Raw genomic sequence first — 5,617 nt, 5'->3', positions numbered from 1 at the left:
GGTCGAGGCCATGGCACCCTTCCTTGCATATGAGGACAAAGGAATGCATACGTCCCGAATGCCGCTCGTCCTCGTCCACGGCCATCCCTTCGACCGCTCGATGTGGACCCCACAGTTCGCCACCTTCGCCCGCACACGTCGCGTGATCGCCCCGGACCTGCGCGGCTACGGCGCCTCCCCGGTCGCCGCCGGTGTCACCCCGCTCTCGGTGTTCGCCGACGACATCGCGTCGCTCCTCGACGACCTGGGGGTGGACCGCTGCGTCCTCGCCGGGCTCTCCATGGGCGGCCAGATCGCCATGGAGTGCTGGTCCCGGTTCCCCGGGCGCATCGCCGGCCTGGTGCTCGCGGACACCTTCCCGGTGGCGGAGACCGAGGAGGGCAGGCGGGACCGGTACGCCATGGCGGACCGGCTGTTGCGCGAGGGCATGCGCCCGTATGCCGACGAGGTGCTGTACCGGATGGTCGCGCCCCACGCCGACCCCGCGGTGGCGGCGCACGTGCACCGCATGATGACGGCCGCACCCCCCGAGGGCTCGGCGGCGGCCCTGCGCGGCCGGGCGGAACGTCCCGACTACCGCGACCTCCTCACCCGCGTCACGGTCCCGGCCCTGGTGGTGGTCGGCGAGGACGACACGTACACACCCGTCGCGGACGCGGAGGCCATGCACGCGGCGCTCCCCGACGCCACACTCCGGGTGGTGGCGGGCGCCGCGCACCTGCCGAACCTGGAACGTCCACAGGAGTTCGACACGGTGCTGAAGGAGTTCCTGGAGCGGGTGGACGCCTGAGGCACCGGCCCCGCGGTCACCCGTTCGGCTCACCTCCCCCTGCGTCGCCCCTCCTCGGGGGCGAACCTGCGGATGAACGTCCCGTCCAGAGGAGGCGACCCCATGGTCCAGAACACCGCACGCACCACCGCTCACCCGAAGCGCGCGGCGTGGTCGACCGGCGGCACGACGTTCGCCGGGGTCCTGATGATCGTCGGCGGGGTCGTGGGCGTACTGAACGGCATCGCGGGCATCGCCACGAACAACGTCTACGTCAGCGTCGGAAACTACGTGTACGAGTTCAGCCTCACCACCTGGGGCTGGATCCACCTGATCGTCGGTGCACTGGTCGCGATCACCGGCTGGGGTGTGCTCCAGGGCATGGAGTGGGCGCGCGCGACAGGTGTGGGGCTGGCGGCCCTGTACATGATCCTCTACTTCATGTTCCTGCCGTACGCCCCGATCTGGTCCATCATCGCCATCGCGATCGGAGGCTTCGTGATCTGGTCCCTGGTGACGGCGGACCGCACCGGTACGACGGGGTAGTTCGTTCCGGGGACCACGCGACGGGCAACCGTTCTCCCTCCCACCCCGTCTTCGGGGGAGGATCCGGGCATCGAGTCCTCCGGGGGAAGGGCGGCGCCACGTGGAGACAGCGACCGTGGAGCGGACCGGGCCGGCCGAGGCCCGGCACCGGACCCGGGGGCGGAGCGCGGGAGCCTGGCTCGCCGGGCTGGTGCTCGCGGGAGTAAGCGTCGTCGTCGGCTGCCGTGCCGCCGACACCGACGCGGTCACCCCCGTCCCCCAACTGCTCGCCTTCCTCCCCTGGTTGCTCGCCCCCACCGCCTTCGCCCTCCTGCTCGCCCTGCTCGTGCGCTGGCGCACCGGCATGGTCTGGAGCCTCCTCGTGCTCGCCGCGCTCGCCTGGTTCATCGAGCCCTACGGCAGGACGGCCGAGCCGACCGGCGCCCCGCTCGCCGAGTTCCAGGTGCTGACGTCCAATGTGGAGTTCGGTCGCGGAACGGACTCCCTCCTGCCCGCGATCCGCCGTGAGCGCCCCGACATCGTGTTCGTCGAGGAGTGCGAGTATCGCTGCTCCGCCGCCCTGGAGCGGGCCTTCGGCGGTGCGGCGGGCACCTACCCCTACCGGCAGGCCGTCGAGGGCGCCGGTTCCGACGGGTCCGTCATCCTCAGCCGCTTCCCGCTGAAGGCCGCGCCCGGTGTGCCGGGCACCATGGGCATGCCCGGAGCCGTCGCCGACGTCCGGGGCCACGCCGTGCGCCTTCAGCTCGCCCACCCTCTGCCCCCGCTCCCCGGCCGGCTCTCGCCCTGGCGCCACGAACTGGGGGAGCTGCGCGCGTACGCGGGGGCCCGCGGCGACGCTCCCACGATTCTCGCCGGGGACTTCAACGCCTCCCAGGACCACGCGGCATTCCGCCGCATCCTCGACACCGGCCTGCGCGACAGCGCACGCCTGGCCGGCGCCTCCCGTACGCCCTCCTGGCCCACCAGGACCGCCTCACCGTTCGGCGCCCAGATCGACCACGTCCTCGTCTCCCGGGACTTCTCGGCGAACTCGGCCCGCTTCCTGGACATCGCGGACACCGACCACCGCGCCCTGCTCGTGGACGTCACGCTCCACCGGCACACGGCCTGGTGAGAGGGTCGTCGGGCTCCCGACCATGGCCGGACCGGCGGGGTGGCATCCAGTGGTCGGCGGCAACAGGGAGTCGCTGGTGGAGCTGTCGCTGCCTTGGGGCATCCCGCCACCGGCCGGCCAAGGGGGCGGCGCCAGCCGGGCGCCGCCCCCTCATCTCCCATCGGGGATCCGTTCCGAGGGTCAGACCCCTACGTCACTGCCGTCCGCGCGCCACACGGCGACGACGGCCGGGCGGACGATCTTCCCGGGCCCGTCGGGCCAGGTGCTGGCCGGCTTCTCGACGGTCGCGCCGTCGAGCTCGCCCGGGTGCTGCACGGCCACGAGCACCCGCCGGTCCTGGATGAGCGGACCGCAGGTCTCGGCACCCTTCGGCACGGTCAGGAACTGCTTGAGCTCACCACGCCGTTCACCGCGCACGGCGACACCGAAGAGACCGTCGTGCGATCCCAGCTGGTTGCCGTCGGTGGAGATCCAGAGGTTGCCGTGCGGGTCGAAGGCCACGTTGTCCGGGCAGGAGATCGGGCTGACCCGGTCCTTGGGGAACCCGGCGAAGTACGTGGAGGGGTCGGCGGGGTCGCCGGCGACGAGGAAGAGCGACCAGGCGAACGACGTGCTCTCCGCACGGTTGTGGCCCTCGGTGAGCTCGAGGATGTGCCCGTGCTTGTTGCCGTTGCGCGGGTTGGCCTCGTCGGCGGCCGGCGAGCCGGCCTTGCCGCGGTTGGTGTTGTTGGTGAGGACGACGTAGACCTTCCCGGTGTGCGGGGAGGGCTGGATGTCCTCGGGCCGGTCCATCTTGGTGGCGCCGACCTTGTCGCCCGCGAGCCGGGTGAACACGAAGACCTCGTCGGCGCTCATGCCCTCGACGTGGGACACGGCCCCGTGAGCCGTGGCGGTGGCGAGCGGGATCCAGGTGCCGGAGCCGTCGAACTCGCCGTCGCCCGGAAGCTTGCCGCTGCCGTCGATGTCGGTCGCCGGGGAGTCGCCGGTGAGCTTCGCGACGTAGAGCGTCCCCTCGTCGAGAAGCGAGAGGTTGTGCTCGCGCGCAGACCGGGAGTTCCCGTGCCGCATCTGCTTGGTGCCGACGAACTTGTAGAAGTAGTCGAACCGCTCGTCGTCACCGGAGTACACGACGGGCCGCCCGTCCTCGGTGAGCCGCACGGTGGCGGCCTCGTGCTTGAAGCGGCCGAGGGCGGTGTGCTTGCGCGGCGTGGAGGTGGGGTCGTACGGGTCGAACTCGACCACGTACCCGAAGCGGTGGACCTCGTTGGGCTCCTGGGCCAGGTCGAAGCGCTTGTCGAACCGCTCCCACTTGCGCTCGGTGACGGAGGTGCCGATGCCGTACCGCAGGTCGGTGGCGCTGGACCCGTTGGCGAAGTACTGGTTGAAGTTCTCCTCGCCGTGGAGGGTGGTGCCCCAGGGGGTGGTGCCGCCGGAGCAGTTGTTGAGAGTGCCGAGGACCCTGCGGCCCGTCGGGTCGGCCGACGTCTTCAGGAGGTCCGAACCCGCGGCAGGACCGGTGAGACGGAACGTGCTGGTCGCGGTGACGCGGCGGTTGAGGGGGTGGCGGGGGACCGCGGTGAGGCTCCCGCTCCTGCTGTCCTCCTCGACGACGACGGCGGCAAGGCCGTGGGCGGCCCAGGCCACCTCGACCTGCTGCCGGGTCGGGTTCTGGGGGTCGTACCCCCGGAACATGAGCACCTCGTCGGTGTACTCGTGATTGGCGACGAGAAGCTGGCGGCCGTGCTCGCCCGGAACCGGCAGCAGGGCGAGGAAGTCGTTGTTGTACCCGAACTGGCCGGCCTGGGCGGCGGCGGTCTGGTTCTCGGGGTCGAAGGCGGGGGCCCCGCGGAGAATGGGTTCGCCCCAGCGGATGACCACGTTCTGGCGGTAGCCGTCGGGGACGGTGACGGCGTCGGCGGTGTTGGGGGCGACCGAGGCGAAGCGGAGGCCGCGGGCGGCGGCGGTGTGAGATGTGGTGGTCCGGCCGGCGGAGGCCGCGGCGGACTGCGGGGCCTTTGCGACGGTCGCCGCGCCGACGGCGGTCGCGACCGTGACGACGGCCGCGGCACGCAGGGCGGAACGGCGGCTGAGGGCGCCGGCGATGACGTCGCCGACGTACTCGTTGTCGCTGGTGTTGGGCACCTCGTGGAAACAAGCGTCGCCGCACCGGTAGCGGCAGGTCAGGGCGGACCGACCGCCGGGATGCGAGCCGGACGGCGTTCCGATCAGTGGCAGCAGCTTGCGCACTTTACTCTCCCCATATGGTCCTTTGGTTTGGGCGTGACGCTAGGTGGACGGATGTGCGGGAGTAGGGCGGACACATGAACGATCGGTGAACCGGATGGATCCGTACGAGGGTTGGCGCGCGAGATCCAGGAGCGCGGTCAGTGGCGTCCGGCGCGGTGGTGCCGAGGCGGACCTCACACTCGGTAACGGCGAGATCGCGGTGTTGACATCGGGCCCTTCCGATGGTTGGACCCTACCCAAGATCGCCGTCTGTGACCGCTAACCTTACGTGTCCGTCCTGGCCAGGGATTGACGGGCATCAACTCATGCGAAGGGTTGCGCACATGGGCATTCTCACTCTCCTGCGGAACGCGTTCGGCCGCTCACGCAAGGGGCGCTCCGCCGAGGGGGAGCCCTCGCGGGAGACGCCGACGACCACGGAACCGACGGTTTCGGCGGCCGCAACGGCGCAGGAACCGCCTGCCGCGGATTCCACCCGGTCGGCCGCGACACCCGAGATCCCGGCACAGCAGTCGTCGGGCCCCACGGACGAGCACGATCTGGTGTCGGCGGCGTTCGACAATGTGACGGTGCCGCGGCAGGTCACCCCGATGGAGGAGCCTTCGCCCGAGGTGTCGACGGAGCGGACGATCACCGCCGAGGCGGAGCCCGTCACACCGGTCTCGACGCAGCCGGAGCGCGAGGAGGCCGAGGCCGAGGCCGAGTCAGCGGCCGCAGCGGCACAGACGCCGGAGCCGGAGGCCGCGCAGGCGCCCGAGGCCGAAGTCGCCGCCGAGGTCGCCGCGGAGCCTGTGCCCGAGCCCGTCGCCGACGTCACCACCGACCCGGAGCCGGAGGCTGCGGCCACGCCCGCTCCTGTCGCCGAGGTCGCCGCCAGCGCGGAGCCGGAGGTTGCAGCTACGCCCGCGCCCGCCGCCGACGTCACCCCCGACCCGGAGCCT

The 5,617-nt window shown here is 71.7% G+C and carries 4 protein-coding genes and 1 pseudogene; 4 read left to right on the top strand and 1 reads right to left on the bottom strand.

Annotated elements, in window-relative coordinates; all coding sequences use genetic code 11:
• Nucleotides 1–10 precede the first annotated feature (10 nt).
• The 3 genes from VXC91_RS41860 to VXC91_RS41850 all read left to right on the top strand — a co-directional run bounded on the left by VXC91_RS41860 (nt 11) and on the right by VXC91_RS41850 (nt 2,429).
• Nucleotides 11–790, top strand: coding sequence for an alpha/beta fold hydrolase (locus VXC91_RS41860; protein WP_329512598.1), 780 nt, complete (start codon nt 11–13; stop codon nt 788–790).
• A gap of 102 nt (nt 791–892) precedes the next feature.
• Nucleotides 893–1,315, top strand: coding sequence for a DUF7144 family membrane protein (locus VXC91_RS41855; protein WP_329512596.1), 423 nt, complete (start codon nt 893–895; stop codon nt 1,313–1,315).
• A 100-nt stretch (nt 1,316–1,415) separates the two neighbouring features.
• On the top strand, nt 1,416–2,429 hold the full coding sequence (locus tag VXC91_RS41850) for an endonuclease/exonuclease/phosphatase family protein (RefSeq protein ID WP_408057606.1): 1,014 nt from the start codon (nt 1,416–1,418) through the stop codon (nt 2,427–2,429).
• A gap of 180 nt (nt 2,430–2,609) precedes the next feature.
• On the opposite strand, the gene VXC91_RS41845 is transcribed toward VXC91_RS41850, so the two are convergent.
• Nucleotides 2,610–4,676 (bottom strand): PhoX family protein, encoded by a 2,067-nt coding sequence (locus tag VXC91_RS41845; protein WP_329512595.1) that lies wholly within the window; start codon nt 4,674–4,676, stop codon nt 2,610–2,612.
• A 323-nt stretch (nt 4,677–4,999) separates the two neighbouring features.
• Here VXC91_RS41845 and VXC91_RS41840 point away from each other — a divergent pair.
• Nucleotides 5,000–5,617 (top strand): annotated as a pseudogene (locus tag VXC91_RS41840) (VWA domain-containing protein); the annotation flags it as partial.

It is taken from the genome of Streptomyces chiangmaiensis (assembly GCF_036281785.1).
Classification (GTDB): domain Bacteria; phylum Actinomycetota; class Actinomycetes; order Streptomycetales; family Streptomycetaceae; genus Streptomyces; species Streptomyces chiangmaiensis.
This window is presented reverse-complemented; position numbering and strand designations above follow the sequence as displayed.

Coding starts and splice junctions, on each gene's coding strand:
- VXC91_RS41855 (WP_329512596.1), top strand. CDS start 893: ATGGTCCAGAACACCGCACGCACCACCGCTCACCCGAAGCGCGCGGCG.
- VXC91_RS41860 (WP_329512598.1), top strand. CDS start 11: ATGGCACCCTTCCTTGCATATGAGGACAAAGGAATGCATACGTCCCGA.